At 75.0% G+C, this 17543-nt stretch carries 15 protein-coding genes; 7 read left to right on the top strand and 8 right to left on the bottom strand.

The annotated features are described in order from the left end of the window. Nucleotides 1–293 precede the first annotated feature (293 nt). The 3 genes from HYE82_RS21970 to fxsA all read left to right on the top strand — a co-directional run bounded on the left by HYE82_RS21970 (nucleotide 294) and on the right by fxsA (nucleotide 3718). Nucleotides 294–1940 (top strand): amidohydrolase, encoded by a 1647-nt coding sequence (locus HYE82_RS21970; protein ID WP_179175843.1) that lies wholly within the window; start codon nucleotides 294–296, stop codon nucleotides 1938–1940. A 212-nt stretch (nucleotides 1941–2152) separates the two neighbouring features. Further along, nucleotides 2153–2944, top strand: a complete 792-nt coding sequence (locus tag HYE82_RS21965) for a polyprenol monophosphomannose synthase (RefSeq protein WP_179175842.1) — start codon at nucleotides 2153–2155, stop codon at nucleotides 2942–2944. A gap of 189 nt (nucleotides 2945–3133) precedes the next feature. Beyond that, nucleotides 3134–3718 carry an FxsA family membrane protein gene (gene fxsA / locus HYE82_RS21960; RefSeq protein ID WP_179175841.1) on the top strand — a complete coding sequence of 195 codons (585 nt, stop codon included), beginning with the start codon at nucleotides 3134–3136 and terminating at the stop codon, nucleotides 3716–3718. A gap of 179 nt (nucleotides 3719–3897) precedes the next feature. Here the strand turns inward: fxsA and HYE82_RS21955 are convergent, their stop codons facing one another. From HYE82_RS21955 to HYE82_RS21945, 3 genes are all read right to left on the bottom strand, one after another. Next, on the bottom strand, nucleotides 3898–4272 hold the full coding sequence (locus HYE82_RS21955; RefSeq protein WP_007262928.1) for an RNA polymerase-binding protein RbpA: 375 nt from the start codon (nucleotides 4270–4272) through the stop codon (nucleotides 3898–3900). 346 nt (nucleotides 4273–4618) lie between these two features. Then, nucleotides 4619–6001, bottom strand: a complete 1383-nt coding sequence (locus HYE82_RS21950) for an MFS transporter (RefSeq protein ID WP_179175840.1) — start codon at nucleotides 5999–6001, stop codon at nucleotides 4619–4621. 68 nt (nucleotides 6002–6069) lie between these two features. Beyond that, the gene (locus tag HYE82_RS21945) at nucleotides 6070–6840 is read right to left on the bottom strand and encodes a glycerophosphodiester phosphodiesterase family protein (RefSeq protein ID WP_179175839.1); all 771 of its coding nucleotides are present in this window, start codon (nucleotides 6838–6840) and stop codon (nucleotides 6070–6072) included. A gap of 252 nt (nucleotides 6841–7092) precedes the next feature. On the opposite strand from HYE82_RS21945, the gene HYE82_RS21940 reads away from it, so the two are divergent. Continuing rightward, entirely contained in the window at nucleotides 7093–8604 is a 1512-nt protein-coding gene (locus tag HYE82_RS21940) for a PLP-dependent aminotransferase family protein (RefSeq protein ID WP_179175838.1), read from the top strand. Nucleotides 8605–8613: 9 nt separating this feature from the next. Here the strand turns inward: HYE82_RS21940 and HYE82_RS21935 are convergent, their stop codons facing one another. Both HYE82_RS21935 and HYE82_RS21930 read right to left on the bottom strand, forming a co-directional pair. Continuing rightward, nucleotides 8614–10257, bottom strand: coding sequence for a hypothetical protein (locus HYE82_RS21935; RefSeq protein WP_179175837.1), 1644 nt, complete (start codon nucleotides 10255–10257; stop codon nucleotides 8614–8616). Nucleotides 10258–10292: 35 nt separating this feature from the next. After that, nucleotides 10293–10487, bottom strand: coding sequence for a hypothetical protein (locus HYE82_RS21930; RefSeq protein ID WP_030162614.1), 195 nt, complete (start codon nucleotides 10485–10487; stop codon nucleotides 10293–10295). A 271-nt stretch (nucleotides 10488–10758) separates the two neighbouring features. On the opposite strand from HYE82_RS21930, the gene HYE82_RS21925 reads away from it, so the two are divergent. After that, nucleotides 10759–11181 carry an ankyrin repeat domain-containing protein gene (locus HYE82_RS21925; RefSeq protein WP_179175836.1) on the top strand — a complete coding sequence of 141 codons (423 nt, stop codon included), beginning with the start codon at nucleotides 10759–10761 and terminating at the stop codon, nucleotides 11179–11181. Between the two features lie 340 nt (nucleotides 11182–11521). Continuing rightward, nucleotides 11522–12919 (top strand): HEAT repeat domain-containing protein, encoded by a 1398-nt coding sequence (locus tag HYE82_RS21920; RefSeq protein WP_179175835.1) that lies wholly within the window; start codon nucleotides 11522–11524, stop codon nucleotides 12917–12919. Nucleotides 12920–13485: 566 nt separating this feature from the next. Here the strand turns inward: HYE82_RS21920 and HYE82_RS38330 are convergent. Genes HYE82_RS38330 through HYE82_RS21905 form a run of 3 tightly spaced genes read right to left on the bottom strand, consistent with a single transcriptional unit; the run spans nucleotide 13486 to nucleotide 15748 of the window. Next, complete coding sequence (locus tag HYE82_RS38330; protein ID WP_309144405.1) at nucleotides 13486–14376, bottom strand: biotin-dependent carboxyltransferase family protein; 891 nt, start codon at nucleotides 14374–14376, stop codon at nucleotides 13486–13488. Continuing rightward, entirely contained in the window at nucleotides 14373–14990 is a 618-nt protein-coding gene (locus HYE82_RS38325; protein ID WP_179175834.1) for an allophanate hydrolase subunit 1, read from the bottom strand. Before HYE82_RS38325 ends, HYE82_RS38330 begins: the two co-directional genes overlap by 4 nt. Further along, a complete protein-coding gene (locus HYE82_RS21905; RefSeq protein ID WP_179175844.1) occupies nucleotides 14987–15748 on the bottom strand; it encodes a LamB/YcsF family protein in 762 nt (253 codons plus the stop codon). The genes HYE82_RS38325 and HYE82_RS21905 overlap by 4 nt, the downstream gene beginning before the upstream one ends. A 184-nt stretch (nucleotides 15749–15932) precedes the next feature. On the opposite strand from HYE82_RS21905, the gene HYE82_RS21900 reads away from it, so the two are divergent. After that, nucleotides 15933–17438 carry a hypothetical protein gene (locus HYE82_RS21900; protein ID WP_309144404.1) on the top strand — a complete coding sequence of 502 codons (1506 nt, stop codon included), beginning with the start codon at nucleotides 15933–15935 and terminating at the stop codon, nucleotides 17436–17438. Nucleotides 17439–17543 lie beyond the last annotated feature (105 nt).

Below are 17543 nucleotides of genomic sequence, written 5' to 3'. Positions count from 1 at the left end.
CTAGTGCTCTGACCGAAGGGTTCGCCGCCCCGCCCCACGACGCTCCCCCGGCCCGCGGGGAGGTGCCCCGAGCACGGCGCCTCGCCGCGCCATCGGACCGCGCGAGTACGCCGGGTACGCCCTGCGGCCCACCGCCGTGCGACGCACCGCACCGCACCGCTACGCACGCCGCGGGCCGGCAGACCTCTCCGGCCGGAGCGCCGGCGGCAGGCGGCGGCCCGCCGACGGGGGAGCGGGCCGCAATGCAGGGGGCGCGGTCGAACGGGCCCCCGCGAACCGGGAGACTGGTGTGCATGACTGACCGCACCGCCCACTCCGCCGACGACGCCGGAGCATTCGCATCCGCCTCGGCCCCCGAACGGACCGTCCTCCTGCGCGGCGGAGAGGTCCACAGCCCCGCCGACCCCTTCGCCACCGCGATGGTCGTCGAGCGGGGCCACATCGCCTGGGTCGGCTCCGAGGGCGCCGCCGACGCCTTCGCGCAGGGCGTGGACGAAGTCGTCGATCTCGACGGAGCGCTCGTCACCCCCGCGTTCACCGACGCGCACGTGCACGTCACCTCCACCGGGCTCGCCCTGACCGGGCTGGACCTCTCCGGCGCCGCCTCCCTCGCCGACGCCCTGCGGCTGGTCCGCGCGTACGCCGCCCGCCGGCCCGGCGACCGCGTCCTGCTGGGCCACGGCTGGGACGCCGCCCGCTGGCCCGAGCGCCGCGCCCCCCGCCGCGCCGAGCTCGACGAGGCCGCCGCCGGCCGCCCGCTCTACCTCAGCCGCATCGACGTGCACTCCGCCGTCGTCACCACCGCCCTGCTGGACCTCGTCCCCGCCGTCGCCGTCCGCGGGGACGAGCCGCTGACCCGCGACGCCCACCACGCCGTCCGCAAGGCCGCGCTCGCCGCCGTCACCCCCGCGCAGCGCGCCGAGGCCCAGCGGGCCGCCCTCGACCACGCCGCCTCTCTCGGCATCGGCTCCGTCCACGAGTGCGGCGGCCCCGAGATCTCCTCCGCCGAGGACTTCGCCGGTCTCCTGAACCTCGCCCGGGAGCGGCCCGGCCCGCGGGTCTTCGGCTACTGGGCCGACCGCGACCTGGAACAGGCCAAGGCCCTCGGCGCCATCGGCGCCGCAGGCGACCTCTTCGCGGACGGCGCCCTCGGCTCCCACACCGCCTGCCTGCACGACCCCTACGCCGACGCGCACACCACCGGCACCGGCTACCTCGACGCGGCCGAGATCGCCGAGCACGTGACCGCCTGCACGGAGGCGGGACTCCAGGCCGGCTTCCACGCCATCGGTGACGCGGCCCTCACCGCCGTCGTCGAGGGCTTCCGCACGGCGGCAGACCGGCTCGGCCTCACCCGCGTCCGCGCCGCCCGGCACCGCATCGAGCACGCCGAGATGATGACCCCCGAGACCATCGCCGCCTTCGCGGAGCTGGGCCTCACCGCCTCCGTGCAGCCCGCCTTCGACGCGGCCTGGGGCGGCGAGGACGGCATGTACGCGGACCGGCTCGGCGCCGATCGGGCCCGTACGCTCAACCCGTTCGCCGCCCTCCTCAAGGCCGGGGTGCCGCTGGCCTTCGGCTCCGACGCCCCCGTCACTCCCTTCGACCCGTGGGGCACCGTCCGGGCCGCCGCCTTCCACCGGACCCCGGAGCACCGCATCTCCGTACGGGCCGCCTTCACCGCCCACACGCGGGGCGGCTGGCGGGCCCTCGGCCGCGACGGAGCGGGCGTGCTCGTGCCCGGCGCCCCCGCCGACTACGCGCTCTGGCAGACCGGCGAGCTGATCGTCCAGGCCCCCGACGACCGGGTCGCCCGCTGGTCCACCGACCCCCGCTCCGGCACCCCCGGGCTGCCCGACCTGACGCCGGGCCGGGACCTCCCCGTGTGCCTCGCGACCGTCGTCGGCGGCCGGGAGGTGTTCGTACGGCCGCAGGGGTGATCCGCGGGGCCCCGGCTCGGTACGCGCCACCGGCCCGGACTGCGGAGGAACCCGGCGGAGGGCGGCCCGCGCCGGGACCCGCGGTCCGGCGGACCACCGTCACCCGCCCGCCTCCGGCGGGAGCCGTACCGGCCCGAAGGACCGCGGGCCCCGACCACTGTTCTAAAGTCATCCCCTGTGACAGGACGTACAAGAACACGAAGGCGGACCCAGTGAGCGACGGCGGACAGCGAGGCCACGGACCGCTCGGCACGACCTTGGTGATCATCCCGACCTACAACGAGGCGGAGAACATCGGGCCGATCGTCGCGCGCGTGCGGGCGGCCGTGCCCGAGGCGCACGTCCTGGTCGCGGACGACAACAGCCCCGACGGCACCGGCAAGCTCGCCGACGAGCTGGCGGCCGGCGACGACCACGTCCACGTCCTGCACCGCAAGGGCAAGGAGGGGCTGGGCGCCGCCTACCTCGCCGGGTTCTCCTGGGGCCTGGAGCGCGACTACGGCGTGCTCGTCGAGATGGACGCGGACGGCTCCCACCAGCCCGAGGAGCTGCCGCGCCTGCTCACCGCGCTGGCCGGCGCCGACCTGGTCCTCGGCTCGCGCTGGGTGCCGGGCGGCCGCGTGGTGAACTGGCCCAAGAGCCGGGAGTTCCTCTCGCGCGGCGGCTCGACCTACTCCCGCCTGATGCTGGACGTCCCGATCCGCGACGTGACCGGCGGCTACCGCGCCTTCCGCCGCGAGACCTTGGAGGGGCTGGGCCTGGAGAAGGTCGCCTCCGCCGGGTACTGCTTCCAGGTGGACCTGGCCCGGCGGGCCGTGCGCGCTGGATTCCGCGTCGTGGAGGTGCCGATCACCTTCGTCGAGCGGGAGTTCGGCGACAGCAAGATGAGTCGGGACATCGTGGTCGAGGCCCTGTGGCGGGTCACCCAGTGGGGCCTGCAGTCCCACGCGGCCAAGCTGACGGGCCTGGACACGAACCGCTCCCGGGACAAGGGCAAGCCCTGAGGCCCGTGCCGTGCGAGGCCCGTGCGTGCGAGGCCCGTGCCGTGCGGGGCCCGTGCCGTGCGAGGTCCGCGCGTCCGGTCGGCCGTGCGCCGGGGGCACGTGCGCCCGCCTGTCACCGGTAGCCCCTAGGGGACGTCCGGTACCTCCGACTGAGCCCGCTTTTACGCAGGCCAGGGCAGACTGGATGGCATGACGACCGGCGCACCCACTCCGACGGCCCACCGGCGGCGCTCGCCTGCCCGCACGTTCCTGCCCCTGGCGGTCGCCGCCTGGGTGATCCTGGAGATCTGGCTGCTCGGCCTGGTCGCCGACGCCGCGGGAGGTCTGACCGTCGCCGCGCTGATCGCGGGCGGAATCGTGCTCGGCGCCGTCGTCATCAAGCGGGCCGGCCGCCGCGCCTTCAAGAACCTGTCCGAGAGCTTCCAGCAGGCGCAGCAGGGGCAGCCGCCCACCGCGCGCCCGACCGGTACGGGCAACGCGCTCACCATGCTGGCCGGCCTGCTCCTGATACTGCCGGGCCTGCTCTCCGACGTGGTGGGCCTGCTCTGCCTGATACCGCCGGTCCGGGCGTGGATCGGCCGCCGCGCCGGCCGCCTCCTGGAGCGCAGGGTTGCCGCGGCGCGGTCGGGGAGCCTCGCCGACGCCTTCCAGCAGGCCCGCATCCACCAGCCGGACGGCAAGGTGGTCCAGGGCGAGGTCATCCGCGACGACCGGCCGGAGAGCCGGGACCGCCCCGACTCCGACGCGGGGTACCGGCCGCCGCTGGCTCCCTGATCCGATCCGTGTACCGGGCCGTTGCAGCGCGTACGCGAGAACCGTGCGGACGAAGTCCACGAGAACAAGCCGAGGGCCTCCGCCACATCTCGTGGCAGAGGCCCTCGGCTTGTTCTCTCGTCCACCGGTTCAGGCGGACGCACCGCCCGCCCTGACAGGGCGGACGAGTCGTCCGGCCGTCAGGCGGACTTGCGGCTGTCCCGCGGATGCACGGCGATGTTCATGGCACCGGAGCGCAGGACCGCCAGCCTCTCGGCCAGCACCTCCTCCAGCTCCTCGCGGGTACGCCGCTCCATGAGCATGTCCCAGTGCGTTCGCGCGGGCTTGCCCTTCTTCTCCTCCGGCCCGTCCCCGTCGACCAGGAGTGCCATGGCGCCGCACGCCTTGCACTCCCACTCCGGCGGAATCTCTGCCTCAACCGAGAACGGCATCTCGAATCGATGTCCGTTCTGGCATGCGTACTCCACCGCCTGGCGCGGGGCCAGATCGATACCGCGGTCCGTCTCGTAGCTGGTAACCACGAGCCGCGTACCGCGGAGAGCTCGCTCACTCATGAATCGTGCCTCCCGGGCTTGTCGCCCACAGGACAGGTGTCGCTGTCGTCGTCATCCGGTCAACGTCCGGTCGGCGGTATAGATTCCCGCTCCGGGTGATGCGTCGCCCGTCGTGCCGCCCCTTGTTGTACCCACCAATGCCCGTTTTGTCACATCTGGCAGCAGATGTCACCCAACGTCTTCTCTTCTTCAGCACGCAGTAACGGTCCGCCTGGCAGGCCAAAGGCGTACACTACCGGCCCTTGGCTTCGACGTCGAAATCCGTTCGGAAATCGCATGGAAATCCGGCCTCCGACCGCTCGCCGGACGCGCCCCGGCCGTGTCCTGATCACGGCCGGGCCCCCCGTCAGATCCGCTCCGGAACAGGATTGCCCGCCGCCTCCACCGCGCGCCGCACCGGCACCCGGGCCAGCAGCACGAAACCCAGTGCGAAGAAGACCACCAGCGAGATGATCGCGTCCCGATAGCTGCCCGTGATCTGGTACGTCAGCCCGAACACCAGCGGCCCGACCCAGCTCAGCCCGCGGTCGCTCATCTCGTACGCGGAAAAGTACTCCGCCTCCTTGCCCGCCGGCACCAGGTGCGAGAACAGCGACCGCGACAGCGCCTGGCTGCCGCCCAGCACCAGCCCGATCATCGCCGCGAGGGCGAAGAACCACATCGGGGTCCGCGCCGGCAGGAAGTACCCGGCGCCCAGGGTCAGCGCCCAGGCGGCCAGCGAACCCAGGATGGTGCGCTTGGCGCCGTACCGCACGGCCAGCCGGCCCATCGCCAGGGCGCCCGCCACCGCCAGCACCTGAACCAGCAGCACTGCGGCGATCAGAGTGGACTGCTCCAGCTCCAGCTCCTCCGCGCCGTAGACCGAGGCCTGTGAGATCACCGTCTGCACGCCGTCGTTGTAGATCAGGTACGCCAGCAGGAAGGACAGGGTCAGCGGATAGCGGCGCATGTCCTTCAGCGTGGCGACGAGCTGCTTCCAGCCGCTGACCGCCGGAGCCGCACCCGCCTCCGGCACGACCGCCCGGTCCCGCAGCCGGCGCAGCGGAATCAGCGCGAACGCCCCCCACCACAAGCCCGCCGAGGCGAGGCAGATCCGCACCGCCATGCCCTCGGACAGCCCGAAGGAGTCGTGGCCCAGGTAGAGCGCAAGGTTCGCCACCAGCATCAGCGACCCCGCGGTGTAGCCGAAGGCCCAGCCCCGGGAGGAGACGGTGTCACGTTCGTCCGCGGTGGAGATCTGCGGCAGGAAGGCGTTGTAGAGCACCATCGACACCGACAGCGCGGCATTCGCGACGACCAGCAGGAGACCGCCCAGCAGGTAGCGGTCGCCCTCCAGGAAGAACATGCCCGTCGTCGCCGCGGCACCCACGTACGCCGCCACCGCCAGCAGCGGCTTCTTCCGGCCCGTCCGGTCCGCGAGCGCCCCCACCATCGGCATGAGCAGCACCGCCAGGATCACCGATGCCGACACCGTGTACGCGAAGTACGACCCGGCCCGCACCGGGATCCCCAGCGGGTGCACGAATCCTTCGGCGTCCGCGGCCGCCTTCGCCACGGAGGTCAGGTACGGCCCGAGGAACAGGGTCAGCACGCTCGCCGAGTACACCGACACGGCGAAGTCGTAGAAGTACCAGCCCTGCTGTTCGCGCTTGCGCGCGGCCGTCGCCGCAGCAGCCGGTCTGCCGTCCTCGGAGCCGGTTCCCGCCTCGTCTGCCGTCTGCGCACTCATGAGCGCCCCCTTGCTGGTCCCCGTGTCGCGCGGCCTCCCGGCACCCGCGCGGCGGCCGCGCAGCCCCGTCAGGCCCAGGCCCCGCGCCGGTCCAGCACCGTGCGCAAGATGTCGATCCGGTCGGTCATGATGCCATCGACACCCAGGTCGAGGAGAGCCTCCATGCGTTCCGGTTCGTTCACGGTCCACACGTGCACCTGCAGGCCGCGCTCGTGCGCGGCGCGGACGAACCTCCGGTCGACCACCCGGATCCCGCCCTGCGACTCGGGCACCTGCGCCGCCACCGCGCCCGCCCGCAGCGCCGCCGGGATCGCGAACGAGCGCAGCCGCAGCCCGAGGACCCCCCGCACCCCGTACGAGGTCGCCAGCCGCGGCCCGGCGATCTTGTGGGCCCGCGCCACCCGGCTCTCCGAGAACGAGCCCACGCACACCCGGTCCCACGCCCGCGCCCGGGCGATCAGGTTGACCAGCGGGTGCAGCGCCGACTCGGCCTTGATGTCGACGTTCCACCGGGCATCGGGGAACTCCTCCAGCAGCTCCTCGAACAGGGGCAGCGGCTCGGTGCCGCCCACCCGCACGTGTTGCAGGTCCTTCCAGTACCGCTCCGCGATCCGGCCGCTGCCGTCGGTCACCCGGTCCAGCGTCGCGTCGTGGAAGGCGACCAGCTTGCCGTCGGCCGTGGCGTGCACGTCCGTCTCGAAGTACCGGTAGCCGGCCCCGGCGGCCCGCCCGAAGGCGGCGGCGGTGTTCTCCAGCCCGTCCGCGGCCCCGCCCCGGTGGGCGAAGGGGATCGGAGCGGGGTGGTCCAGATACGGATGGCGAAGGCTTGCGTGCGTCACTGCCGCAGTATGCCCCCTCCTCGCGGCGGCCCGGCAGCCGTGCCGTGGAGCCCCGGTGAACGCCGGGCAGCTCCCGGCTCCGGGCCCGCCCCGGCCGGGGGAGCCCGGCACGAGGGCTCCCGGGCGCGGGGTGGGCACCCCGCCCTGGCCCGGGGCGGCCCGCCCGTGGCACCCTGAGGCTGCACAGGCAATCCAATCCGGGGCCCGTCCCGCCTCCGGAGGGGCCAATCCGAGGAAGGTGGACCGGACGCGATGGCGGAGTGGACCTCGGCAGTGGGGGCCGCGCAGCTCGCGCGCCTCATCACCTCCCAGCAGCAGCGCCCCGGCGGCCCCGGCACCCCCGGCGCGCGCAAGCCGCCCGCGTACCGCTCCCTGGCCGACGGCATCCGCCTGCTGGTCCTCGAAGGACGCGTGCCCGTCGCCGCCCGGCTGCCCGCCGAGCGCGAGCTCGCCGTCGCCCTCTCCGTCTCCCGCACCACCGTCGCCGCCGCGTACGAGGCCCTGCGCGGCGAGGGCTTCCTCGAATCCCGCCGCGGCGCCGGCAGCTGGACCTCCGTACCCGCCGGCAACCCGCTGCCCGCCCGCGGCCTGGAACCGCTGCCGCCCGAGTCCCTCGGCTCGATGATCGACCTCGGCTGCGCCGCGCTCCCCGCCCCCGAGCCCTGGCTCACCAGAGCCGTACAGGGCGCGCTGGAGGAACTGCCCCCGTACGCGCACACCCACGGCGACTACCCGGCCGGACTGCCCGCCCTGCGGCGGATGCTCGCCGACCGGTACACCGAGCGGGGCATCCCCACCATGCCCGAGCAGATCATGGTCACCACCGGGGCCATGGGCGCCATCGACGCCATCTGCAGCCTCTTCGCCGGCCGCGGGGAGCGCATCGCCGTCGAGTCCCCCTCCTACGCCAACATCCTCCAGCTCATGCGCGCCGCCGGCCTCCGGCTCGTACCGGTCGCCATGGCCGACGGACTCTCCGGCTGGGACATGTCCGCCTGGCGGCAGGTGCTGCGCGAGGCCGCCCCCCGCCTCGCCTACGTCGTCGCCGACTTCCACAACCCGACCGGCGCCCTCGCCTCCGCCGAACAGCGCCGCGCCATGGTGGAGGCCGCACGCTCCGCCGGCACCGTGCTCGTCGTCGACGAGACCATGGCCGAGCTCCGGCTCGACCCCGGCCCGGACATGCCCCGGCCCGTCTGCTCCTTCGACCCGGCCGGCTCCACCGTGATCACCGTCGGCTCCGCCAGCAAGGCCTTCTGGGCCGGCCTGCGGATCGGCTGGGTCCGCGCCGCCCCCGACGTCATCCGCAGCCTCGTGGCCGCCCGCGCGTACGCCGACCTCGGCACACCGGTGCTGGAGCAGCTCGCCCTGAACTGGCTCATGCGGACCGGCGGCTGGCAGGAGGCCGTGCAGCTCCGCCGCGAACAGGCCCGGGAGAACCGGGACGCGCTGGTCACCGCGGTGCGCCGGGAACTGCCCGAGTGGGAGTTCGAGGTCCCGCGGGGCGGGCTGACCCTGTGGGCCCGGGCCGGCGGGCTCTCCGGCTCGCGGCTGGCCGAGGTGGGCGAGCGGGTCGGCGTACGGGTCCCTTCGGGTCCGCGGTTCGGTGTGGACGGCGCCTTCGAGGGCTACGTCCGCCTTCCCTTCACCGTCGGCGGGCCCGTGGCCGACGAGGCCGCGGCCCGGCTGGCGGCGGCAGCCCGCCTGGTCGTCACGGGCGCGGGCGGCAGCGGCGCGGAGCCCCCGCGCACCTTCGTGGCCTGAGACCCCACCTCACGGAGCCTCCGCCGGGACCTCCGGGATCCGGTCCGCGGCGTCGGCCCCCGCCCCCTGCGCCTGCGCCGGGGGCTGGGCCTGGAGCGACTTGGCGGGGGCGGCCCGGCCTCCCGGGGCGCCGCCCGGCGCCGCCTGTGCCCGGGCCGGCAGCAGCTCCAGTACCGCCTGCCGGTGCGCCGCGTCGGCATCCTCGTCGTACGGGTCCGGGGCCGCGGGCACCTGCAGGCGGTGCACCGGCCCGGCGCCGAGCCGCGCGTACCCGCGGCCCGGCGGTACCCGCAGGACCGGGGTGGTGTGCGGCGGCAGCCCCAGGACGTCGCCGATCTGCCCGGCCGAGGCGGGGCCGAGCACGACCCGGGCCCGCGTGTGCTGCCGGACCGCGTCGCCCAGCAGCTCCAGGTGGTCGAACTGCTCGGCCACCGCCACCGTCACGTGCGCGGCACGGCCGTGCCGCAGCGGCACCTGGAGCCGCACGAACGGATCCGGGGCCCCCTCCGCCGCCGCGACGTGGGCCAGCACGCCCGGCCGGTCCAGCAGGATCCACAGCGGGCGCCGGACGTCCTCCGGTACGGGGCGCCCGGCCTCGCGCGCCCGATGCGTGGCGGCGAGGCGGCGCTCGGTCTCGTGGGCGGCCCACTCCAGCGCGGCCAGCGCCCCGGCCGGACCGCACTCCACCGCCGGCACGCCGCGGCGGCCCGAGAGGCAGGCGAACTCGCCGCTGCCGCCGCCCTCCACGACGAGGACGTCGCCCCCGTGCCGCAGCGCCTGCAGGGCGATCGACCGGAGAAGGGTGGACGTACCGCTGCCCGGGTGGCCCACGGCCAGCAGATGCGGCTCGGCGGACCGCGGCCCGGTCCGCCAGATCACGGGCGGCACGTCGTGCTGAGCGCCGTCCTCCACCACGGGTAGGGTGCGCTGCACGCCGTCCGCGTCGGTGAAGCCCAGCACGGTCTCGCCGGGTGAGGTGACGAACGGCTGGACGGGGACACCCGCCGGCAGGGGGTCAAGGACCCGCAGGTCCAGCTGGTTGCCCTCCTCGTCCCAGTCGAAGAGGTACTCCCGGCCGCGCCCGGACTTCGCATGCAGCAGGGCCTCGATCCGGGACCGGGAGGCCGGCTCGCCGTCCGTGAAGTACGCGGGGTAGCGGATCCGGAGTCGGGTGATCCGGCCCGCTCCGTCGAAGGCGTACCCGCTGAAGGCCTGCCGCCACTCCCCGCCGTGCGCGTAGAGCGGACTCGGGTCCTCCGGGACGGAGAAGTACGGCACGAGCGCCTCGTACAGGGTGCCGAGACGTTCGAGCTCGGCGGCGCTCGGCCCGGCCTTGACCGCGGCGCGCTCCCGCCCCTGCCAGGCCGCCGCCCCCATGAGGGCGGCCAGGGCGAGCAGGGGCCCGTACGGGGCGAGCGCGAGGACCAGGGCGACGGACGCGCCCAGGAACAGGGCGGGACCGCGCCTGTCCTTGGGGGTGGCGGCCCACCGGCGTCGTGCGGCCGCGGCCAGGATGCGCAGGCCGCGCCCGATGACCAGCAGCGGATGGAGGACGTCCGTGGCGCTGTCGGCTGCCGTTCGGGCGAGTTCGCGTCCCCGTGCGGGCGACAGGATGCCGCCGCCGAGGAGGCGGGGGAGTGGGCGCCGGGCCACGGGCGTCTCCTGGGGTTGCGGTCGGGCGGGGGCGGCTAGAGCTTGATCCCGCCGAGGAGGCTCGCGAGGCTCGCCGTACTCGCCGTGATGCTGGGGGCGATCGCGGAGCCGGCGAGGAAGAAGCCGAACAGTGCGCAGACGAAGGCGTGGCTGAGCTTCATGCCGTCCTTCTTGAAGAAGAGGAACGCGATGATGCCGAGCAGGACGACGCCCGAAATGGAGAGGATCATGAGAGTTTCTCCTGGTGGGTGGGGACAGTCACCATCAGCTGTCCCCAGCTCACAGGAAGTATCAATGCGATAAAAGGTGCATACGGGTGAATGTCCCGGTCTTTCACTTGACCGGCTCAGTCCGGGCGGCGACCCGGCCGCGCGCGAGAGGCCGCCCCGTCGGCCGGAGGGGTGCCGCGCGTGGACACGGACACCATCCCCGCAGGTCGGGGCGCTACCCTGGGCGATTCACCCGATAGGACGCACACGAGTGGAAGGCGGAAAGCGACCGATGAGCGAGTACCAGCGCACTGACGGAGGCTCCCAGGACGCCCCCGACGCGGACGTCATCGAGCTGGCCGGCAAGGTCTTCGACCTCGCCCGCCAGGGCGAGACCGCCATGCTCGCGGCCTACCTCGACGCCGGCGTCCCGGCCAACCTCACCAACGACCGCGGCGACACCCTCGTCATGCTGGCCGCCTACCACGGCAACGCCGATACCGTCGCCGCACTGCTCCGGCACGGTGCCGAGCCGGACCGCGCCAACGACCGCGGCCAGACCCCGCTCGCCGGAGCGGTCTTCAAGGGAGAGGAGGCCGTCATCCGCGCCCTCCTCGCCGCCGGGGCCGACCCGCACGCAGGAACCCCCTCCGCGGTGGACACGGCGCGCATGTTCGCCAAGACGGACCTCCTCGAGCTTTTCGGAGTCAAGTAGTCCGCTTTCGGCCATGACCTGGCATGGTGTGACCCCGCACCGACCTCACGGCTTGGTCACGGCGGCCGTAAATGTGGTCGCGGCGCACAAACCGGCTGGGTCATCATGGCGTCGGATTCGATTCGCGAGCGCGGCGGACGGGCAGGAGGGGGCAGGACACGACCGTGTCCGAGCCCCTCCCTGCAGAACCGGCCGCCGTGGTCGCGAAGCACCGACGAGAGTGAGAAGGCAATGGTCAACATCGAGCGGAACAAGACGGCGGACGTCCTCACATGCTGTTACGCGGCCCTGTGAACCCCGATTCCCGGTTGCGTCCCCAGCTTGATTTGAGGCCATTCCCATGTTCGAACCAGTCATAGCGCCAAGCGGCACCCTGCTCGGGCTCCTCCAGCGGGGCCGCGGCGACGGCACCCTGCACGCACTCGCGGCCCCCCGGGCCGAGGCCCTCCAGGCCCTCAACCAGTGCGTGCTCCGTGACCCGCGCCAGGACTGGCAGGTCGAGAACCGCTCCCTCTACTACGCCCGCCTGTACCTGGACCTCGACGGTCCCCTGGGCGAAATCGAGAGCCACCTCTTCAGCGCCGACGACCTCGTCGACGACAGCGACCACCGGACCGGCCTCGCCCTGTCCGTCCTGGGCCACCTGGCCTCGTACGGCCGCGACGACGCACTCATCCTGCTGCGCCGGTACGCCGCCTCCGGCGCCAACTGGGCCTGGGCCCTCGACGAGCTCGCCCTGCGCGACGACGACGAAGGCCTGCTGTCCCTGGCCGCACCCGTACTCGCCCGCTTCCCCGCCACGGAGGAGGGCGAGGCGCGGCTGGCCGCCGCCGTCCGCGACGCCTACGAGCCCCGCCCCTGGTGGCTGTGGGAGGAGACCGACGAGTACGGCGCCCGCCTCGGCGCGGCACGCCGCCAGGGCTCCTTCGACCGCTGGCAGCGCCAGCTCACCCCCCACGGCCCCCGGCCCGGCTGGGGTGTCCAGGCCGTCTTCGAATGGGCCGCCGACGGGCTGCGCCGCGGCACCCCGCTGCACGTGCCCGCCGCGCGCTGTCTCACCGCCGTGGCCTCCCCCGAGGACCGCGGAGCCATCCTCGCCGCAGCCGCCGGCGCCGCCGGAGACGCCGCCCGCGCCACCGCCCTGCACCACCTCGTCCTCGCCGAACCGGACAACCCGGTCGTCCTGGACCTCATCGAAGCCGCCGCCGACGAACCCGCCGTCGCCGCCTACGAACGCATGACCGGCCCCGCCGCCCTCGACCGGGCCCGCAGCTGGATCCACCGCCCCGACGCGCTCGGTGAAGCCGCCGCCGCCCTCCTCGCCTCCCACGGCGACGCCGGGGACGCGGGCCTCGTCCTCGGCGCCCTCCGCTCCACCGTCCGCGGATCCGGCCCGGACTCCCCGCGCCTCTACACCCTGGTCGACGGCGCGGGTCGGCTCTCCATCGGCTGCGCCGCCCCCGTCCTGCGGCACATCTACCGCGAGACGGCCTCCTCCCACCTCCGCGGCCGCGCCGCCCGCGCCCTCGCGGGCACGGACCCCACCTTCGCGGCGGGCTTCGCGGTGGAGTGCCTGTGGGACTGCGAGGAGACCACCCGCGAGGTGGCCGCCCGCCACGCCGAAACCGCCGACGTCCGCGTCGCCCCGCGGCTCCGCCGCCTGGCATCCGACCCGGCGGAGGAGGAGGACGTCCAGTCCGCCGTCCGCAGCCGCATCGCCCCGGAAACGGCTCTGTAGGGCGGTCCGGCCCGCCGCGGACCCGGGCAGTCCCGGGCGCGCGCCACGCAACACGTCGACCCGGCCGGTGAACGGCCGGGTCGACGTGTTCACGGGGCGATGGTGCCGGGTGCCGGGTGCCGGGTGCCGGGTGGTGAGGCCGGAGGCGTCGAGGCGCCCGCAGCGCGGGCCGCGCACGGTCCAGTCGGACCGGGACGGTGGCCCGGGAGTTCCCCGGGGGCGCGCGGCCCCGGCCGGGCTGAGCCCGTCGACGACGACCAGGTCCACGGCGGCGCGCAGCGGCCCGCTCGGACGGCGCCGCGCGCCGCAGGACAGGGTGCGCCCCGGCCGGTACGGGGCGGCGACACGGCGGCTCACGAAGCCGGCCCCGCGGCGATGTGCTCCCCGTGTGCTGTGGCGGGCACCCCACCCGCCGGTTCCCCCTGTCCGCGGACCCGGAGGGGCCCGTGCCGTACGCGGCCGAAGCAGCCCGGAACGCCTCACCGCCCGCAGTCCTTCAACGGGAGGGCCCGCGGTCCTTCAGCGGGAGGGCCCGGAGTTCCCTTCAGCGGAGGGCCCGGAATTCGTCAGCAGGAGGGAACGAACCTGACCGGCACCCCCGGCCGGGCCTGCGCGGCGGCATCCAGGGCCGGGCCCGGCGGGACGACGCCGATCACCGGGTAGCCGCCCGTCACCGGGTGGTCCGCCAGGAACACCACCGGCATGCCGTCCGGCGGTACCTGCACCGCGCCCAGCACCATGCCCTCGCTCGGCAGCTCCCCGGCCCGGGCGCGGGCCAGCGGTGTCCCCGCCTCCGTGCGCAGCCCTATCCGGTTCGACGCGGGGGACACCCGGTACGCCGAACGCCACAGCGCGGCGAGCGAAGCCGGCCCGAACCAGTCCGCCCGCGGGCCCGGGCGCAGCGGCAGCACCAGCTCCGCCGGAGCCCCCGGCGCCGGCAGCACGTCCGCTCCGCCCACCGGATCCGGCCCGGCCGGACCCACCGGCAGCACGGCCCCGCCCGGCGGCACGGCCGGCCCCAGCCCGGACAGCAGGTCCGTCGAGCGACTGCCGAGGACCGGCGGCACGGTGAAGCCTCCCCGCACGGCCACGTAGCTGCGCACCCCCGACTCCGCCCGGCCCACCTCCAGCTCCGCCCCCGCCGGGACCCGGACCGGCGCGCCCCAGGCCACCGGGCGACCTGCCACCCGTACCGTGCAGGGCGCGCCCGTGACCGCCACGGTCACCGCGCCCGCGGAGCCGGCCCGGAGCCCGACCCCGTCCAGGGTGGTCTCCAGGACGGCCGCGTCCGGCGGGTTGCCCACCAGCCGGTTGGCCAAGGCGTACGCGGCGGCGTCCAGCGCGCCCGACCGGGGTACCCCGAGGTGCGCGTACCCGGGCCGGCCCGCGTCCTGGACCGTGGTCAGCGCCCCGGGCCGGAGCACTTCCAGCGCCTTCGCCGGCTTCGCGCCACTCACCCGGCCACCTCCTCGAACCGCACCCGCACCCCCGGCACGAACAGGGCCGCGGGCTCCCGTGCCGCATCCCACAGCACCGCGTCCGTGGACCCGATCAGCTGCCAGCCGCCGGGGGAGGGGCGCGGGTACGCCCCGGCGTACTCGCCCGCCAGCGCCAGCGAACCTGCCGGGACCGCAGTGCGCGGTGTGTCCCGCCGGGGCAGGTGGAAGCGCTCCGGGAGCCCGGTCAGGTAGCCGAAGCCGGGCGCGAAGCCGCAGAACGCCACCCGGAAGACGACCGACCCGACGACCTCCGCCACCTCCCGCTCCCGTATCCGCCACCGCCCGGCCACCTCGGCCAGGTCCGGGCCGTCGTACCGCACCGGGACGGTGACCAGCGGCCCCTGCGCCTCGGCGAGCGGCGGCACCTTCCAGCGCACTATCCGCTCCGCCAGCGCCCGAGGCTCCCGCACCCCGTCCAGCAGCACCGTCCGCGCGGCCGGTACGACGTCCCGTACGGGCCCCAGCCCGCCCGCGTCGCGTCGGCGCAGCACCTCGGCGTGGAGCGCGGCCACCTCCGCCGCCGACTCCAGCTCGACCAGCACCGCCTCGCCACCCACGGCCAGGGCCCTCACGCGAAGGCCTCCACGCGTACGCCCGCCGCATCGAGGGCCTGCCGCACGCGCCCTGCGAGCCCGGCCGCCCCCGGGGTGTCACCGTGCAGGCACAGCGAGCGCGCCGGCACCGCGATCCGCGAGCCGTCCGCAGCCGCCACCGCGCCGTCGGCGGCCAGGGCCACCGCCCGCGCGACCACCGCGTCCGGGTCGTGCAGGACCGCCCCCGGCTCCCCGCGCGCCACCAGCCTCCCGGCGGGCGTGTACGCCCGGTCCGCGAACGCTTCCGGCACGGGCGTCAGCCCCGCCGCCTCCGCCGCGCTGAGCAGCGGCGACCCCGGCAGGCCCAGCACCGGCAGGTCCCGGTCCGGGCCCGCCGCCATGCGCACCCCGGCGACGACCGCGGCCGCCTGACCGGCGTCGTGCACGGCGCGGTTGTACAACGCGCCGTGCGGCTTCACGTAGGACACCCGCGAGCCGGCCGCCCGCGCGAACACCTCCAGCGCCCCGATCTGGTAGGCGACCTCGTCCGCCAGCTCGTCCGGCGGCACGTCCATCGAGCGCCGCCCGAAACCCGCCAGATCGCGGTACGAGACCTGCGCCCCGATCCGCACCCCCCGCCGGGCGGCCAGCTCGCACACCCGCCGCATGATGGACGGGTCCCCGGCATGGAAGCCGCACGCGACGTTCGCACTGGTCACGACGGACAGCAGGGCCTCGTCGTCGGTGAGCGTCCAGCGCCCGAAACCCTCACCCAGGTCGGCATTGAGGTCGATCAGAGGTGTGATCATGGAAGCCATGGCGTGAGCCTAGACCCGGCGGCGCAGGGGACGGCGCCCGGGGACCGCGCCCCGGGGACGACGCCCGGGGACGACGCCCGAGGACGATGCACGAGGTCGGGAACCGATCAGGCCGAACCGTGCCGTTTGGGCTGTTGTCCCTGTCAGCGCCTAATCTTTGTCCGTGACTCTCCCTGCCCCGGCGAAGACCCTTCCGTCCCCGGCGCCGGGCCCGGCCGCCGACGAGGGCCTGGCCCGGCGGCTGCGCGCGCTCGCCTGCACCGCCCCGCTCCACGACCTCGACGTACGCAAGGCCAACCTGGCAGGCGAGTACGGGATCTACGCGATGTCCGAAGTGGCCCTCGCCGCGATCGACCTGGTCACACTCCACATGGACTTCGACACCGGGGCCGACCACGACCAGATAGTGGCCCGGCTGCTCCCGCGCATCGCCGCCCAGGCTCCCGACCGCCCCGCGGCCGAGCACGAGCGCGTGGCCCGCTGGGTCCTCGAGAACCTGATCAACGTCGGCAGCGTCGACCGCGGCTTCCGCGCGATCTACGGCACCTTCGGCCCCGACGGCGTCTACGTCCGCCGCGACTACGACTTCAAACTGCTCGAGGAAGTCCCCGGCTACGGCGGCGCCGTCTACCTGCGCACCACCGACGAAGCCGTCAACGTCCTCGTCGGCGCCCTGGACACCGACGTCACCAGCGCCCAGATCGCCGCCGAGGTCAAGCTCGAGGTCCTCGTCAGCCGCGGCCGCCTCGCGGACGCCCAGCTCGCCGCCGAGCAGGCCCGCTACCGCACCGTCCAGTACGCCGAGACCCTGCGCCGCACCCTGGAGGCGACCCGGCGCAACGTCCGCGCCGTCGACTGGCTGCAGTCCGTACCCGACATGATCGAGGAGGCCCTCGACCACGTCGCCGACCGCTACCGGCACGAGAACGCCATCCTGACGAACATCCGCAAGGTCCGCGACGAAGCCGAGGAGCCGGAGAACAAGCGGCGCGCCGCCGAACTCGTCGACATCGTCAAGGACTGCATCCGCCGCCACACCCAGCTCCAGTCGCGGCTGCTCGAAGCCGGCCCGCTGTTCCGCGCCGAGCAGGACCGGCAGGCCTTCGCCGCCCCCGCACCGCGCTCCGGGATCGACCTGTACGGGCAGCTCGTGGCACCGCTGCTGCCGCTCCCCGTCGCCGAGGCGACCCGCGTCACCGACGCCTTCTTCGCCTCCGGCACCGGCCTGCGCACCCCCGCCTCCGTACGCGTCGCCGACCTGGTCGACATCCTGCTCACCCCGCCCGTCGAGCGGGAGCACCTCGGCGCCGAGATGCCCGAGCCCGACCTGATCGCGACCCCCGACGACAGCCGCTTCAGCGAGGAGCAGCTCGCCGCCGCGAGGGAGCTCCTGGACCTGCCGCACGACGCCCCGCGCCGCCTGTCCGGCCTGCTCGCCGAGGCCCGCCGCACCGACCCGGACCTGCCCTACCTGGTGGCCCTGCTCGCCGTCCACGCCGCGAGCCCGGCCGTCGGAACGGCATACCGGCAGGGCGAGGAGCGGCTCCTGTTCGCAGTGGACGACGGCACCGAGCTCGACGACCCCGAGTTCGGCGGCGCCGACCTGATCGTCGGCACCGCCCTGCTCGACGCGGCGGCGATGACCGCGGACCGCACGGAGGCCGCATGACCCCCCAAGCCGGCACCCGGCCCCGCGCGGGTGCCCGGTGCGCCGGGAGCCGGTCCCATCCCGGTACCCCGTTCCGCGCCGGCCCCCCGTCGGCCGCCCCGCGCC

Origin of the sequence: Streptomyces sp. BR123, assembly GCF_013401435.1 — a bacterium.
GTDB lineage: Bacteria > Actinomycetota > Actinomycetes > Streptomycetales > Streptomycetaceae > Streptomyces.
The sequence above is the reverse complement of the archived record's forward strand: the minus strand, read 5'-3'. Positions and strand labels throughout refer to the sequence as shown.